Origin of the sequence: Mesorhizobium sp. Cs1321R2N1 (assembly GCF_037179725.1) — a bacterium.
Lineage (GTDB): Bacteria > Pseudomonadota > Alphaproteobacteria > Rhizobiales > Rhizobiaceae > Mesorhizobium > Mesorhizobium salmacidum.
This window is the reverse complement of sequence record NZ_JAPYKP010000277.1, coordinates 1-2,610: the sequence shown is the minus strand read 5'-3', so window position 1 is coordinate 2,610 and position 2,610 is coordinate 1. Positions and strand designations below refer to the sequence as shown.

The window sequence follows — 2,610 nt, the reverse complement described above, 5'->3', positions numbered from 1 at the left end:
CGAGCCGGTGCGCCGCGGCAAGGCCGGCCGGGCCGGCGCCGACCACGGCAACCGTCTTGCCCGTTGGCTCGGCGCGTGGATAAAACTGCTTGTTCTCGCTCATCGCGACATCGGTGGCGTAGCGCTGCAAACGGCCGATCTGCACCGGCTTGCCTTCCGCCACCTCGCGCACGCAGACCTCCTCGCACAGCGTCTCGGTCGGGCAGACGCGGGCGCACATGCCGCCCAGGATGTTCTGGTCGAAGATGGTCTTGGCCGACCCGATCGGGTTGCCGGTCGAGATCTGGCGGATGAACATCGGAATGTCGATCGAGGTCGGACATGCATTCATGCACGGCGCGTCGTAGCAGAAATAACAGCGGTCGGATTCGACCAGCGCCTCGTGATGATCGAGCGGCGGATGCAGGTCGGAAAAATTGTCCGCGTATTGGTCCGGCAGGAGCCGGCCGCCGACAATACCCTCTTTGAACTGGCCCTCTGGCATCTTCAGTTCCCCATGTTTTCGTTTTGGGAAAGGCTAGCACGTTTTGTTTTTTTATCAATTGGTCAATTTTTGACGCAAGTCGCTGAAAAGGCTGAACTAAAAGATGACAATCGAATTCAAGTTAAGGTGACGGTAATGCAGGGATGGAGCTGCCGCCCATGCCAATGCCGTGGATCGACCTGATCTCATCGGCGACCAATTGTTGCAATGTCCAAAGATTACGGTCGCGGATGCCGAATTCCTCGAGATGGCTGACCGTGTTGTAAAGATATTCCGCGCCGGAGCCGACATGGCCGCAGGCGCGCGCCAGCACTTGCGCCACTGTCTCCAGCGGCTGCCCGAGCGAAGTGCCTCTGCCCGTCACCCCGACCCAGAAACCCAGCGCCCGCAGATGCCCTTGCGCCGTACGCACCGGCACCCACCTGACCGACGCGACGCTCTCATGATCGTCGATCTCGCGCCGCAACAGCCTTTCGATCTGAGCAGCAGCCTTCTCCCCTTCCGGTAGACGATAGATCACACCATCGCATCGCCCGCCGCGTTCGAGCGCCATCATCAGTCCTGGCTGCGCGGCACTGCCGCGCCAGCGGACCATGTCGATACAGAAGGAGCTATGCCAGCCATGGGCGGTGGCGCGCTGGCGTTCGACGGACTCGAAAGCCGGCTTCCAGATCAGTGAGCCATAGGCGAACACCCATAGCGGCCCCGCATCGGCTTCATCGGACAGCCGCGCGGAACGGACCCGGAAATCCTCGTCGCGCAGCTGCGTCCAGCTGCCGCTGGGCCCGGGATCGGCCTCCTCGCGATGGCACAGTGCGACAAGCTCGGCTGTAAGCGACATCTGCCGCATGGATCGAGGCCCCCTTCTCGAGGCCAAGCAAAGGCGAAAATCGCAAGGCGCGCAAGATACCAGGAGGCTGGCCTTGCCGTTCCCGATTTCTAGCCCAGATGTCGGATTTCTGTCGTCGAGATCGTCCTAGGATGGATCGAACGACGATCGGTGCACAACGGTGAGGAGACCGACCATGCCAAAATCCCCGATGCCCTTCTTCTGGTACGAACTGATGACGTCGGACCTCGACGCCGCAGAGGCTTTCTACACAAAAGTGGTCGGCTGGAGGGCCGAGCCCTTCGACAAGGCCCCAGGCATGCCGCGCTATATCGTCATGAATGTCGGCGAGCGTGGCGTCGGCGGCCTGATGACGATGCCGGAGGATGCGGCCAATATGGGTATGCCGCCCGCATGGCTGGGCTATATCCATGCAAGGGATGTCGATGCGGCTACGGCGTCGCTGGAGAAAGCTGGTGGTACCGTTCACCGCCAGCCCGACGACATTCCAGGCGTCGGCCGCTTCGCCGTCGTCGCCGATCCGCAAGGCGCGACCTTCATGTTCCTGCAGCCGAACGGCCCCGACCAGCCGGTTGTGCCGGCCAGCACGCCTGGCCATATTGGCTGGCACGAACTTTATACGAGCGATTGGAAGGCCGCCTTCGATTTCTATTCCAGCCAGTTCGGCTGGACCAATGCCGGCGAATTCGACATGGGCCCGATGGGCATCTACCAGACCTTTACCGCCGGCCCTGAATCCGGTGGCGGCATCATGAACAAGCCCGAGCAGATTCCGGTCCCGGTCTGGCAGTTCTATTTCAATGTCACCGGCATCGACACCGCCGCCAAACGCGTCACCGACAATGGTGGCAATATCCTGATGGGACCGATGGAGGTGCCCGGAGGCAGCTGGATCGTGCAATGCCAGGACCCGCAAGGCGCGCATTTCGCTCTGATGGCGCCGGTGCGGTAGCGAGCGCTTACGCCAACCACTGAAATCACGCCTGCTGGCCTCGGCTCATTCCGGCGCCAGCACCGCGACCTTGAGGGTCTCTTTCTTGGCACCACTGAACTGGACTGTGGCTTGGCCGGCCGCCAGCTTGAAGCGCACGCTCTTGCGGATGCCGGGGCAGGTTTTGACACCGCTATAACCCGCCGATTTCACGGCATGGCCGTCCTGGATCACATCGATCCAGGCCTCGCCCGACAGGCTGATCTGGATGGCCCCCTCCGGCGGAACCGCCACGCTGGCTACGGCGCCGAACGTGCCCTCCGCGGGGGCCCGTTCGGGCGGCAC

The 2,610-nt window shown here is 62.5% G+C and carries 2 protein-coding genes and 2 pseudogenes; 1 reads left to right on the top strand and 3 read right to left on the bottom strand.

From position 1 onward, the window contains the following. Together O7A61_RS31870 and O7A61_RS31865 are read right to left on the bottom strand one after the other, a co-directional pair. Positions 1–484: pseudogene (locus O7A61_RS31870) on the bottom strand (dihydropyrimidine dehydrogenase); the annotation flags it as partial. Between the two features lie 121 nt (positions 485–605). After that, positions 606–1,334, bottom strand: coding sequence for a gamma-glutamylcyclotransferase (locus O7A61_RS31865; protein WP_337133121.1), 729 nt, complete (start codon positions 1,332–1,334; stop codon positions 606–608). Between the two features lie 175 nt (positions 1,335–1,509). On the opposite strand from O7A61_RS31865, the gene O7A61_RS31860 reads away from it, so the two are divergent. Further along, entirely contained in the window at positions 1,510–2,286 is a 777-nt protein-coding gene (locus O7A61_RS31860) for a VOC family protein (protein ID WP_337133120.1), read from the top strand. 45 nt (positions 2,287–2,331) lie between these two features. On the opposite strand, the pseudogene O7A61_RS31855 reads toward O7A61_RS31860, so the two are convergent. Next, a pseudogene (locus O7A61_RS31855) lies at positions 2,332–2,610 on the bottom strand (hypothetical protein); the annotation flags it as partial.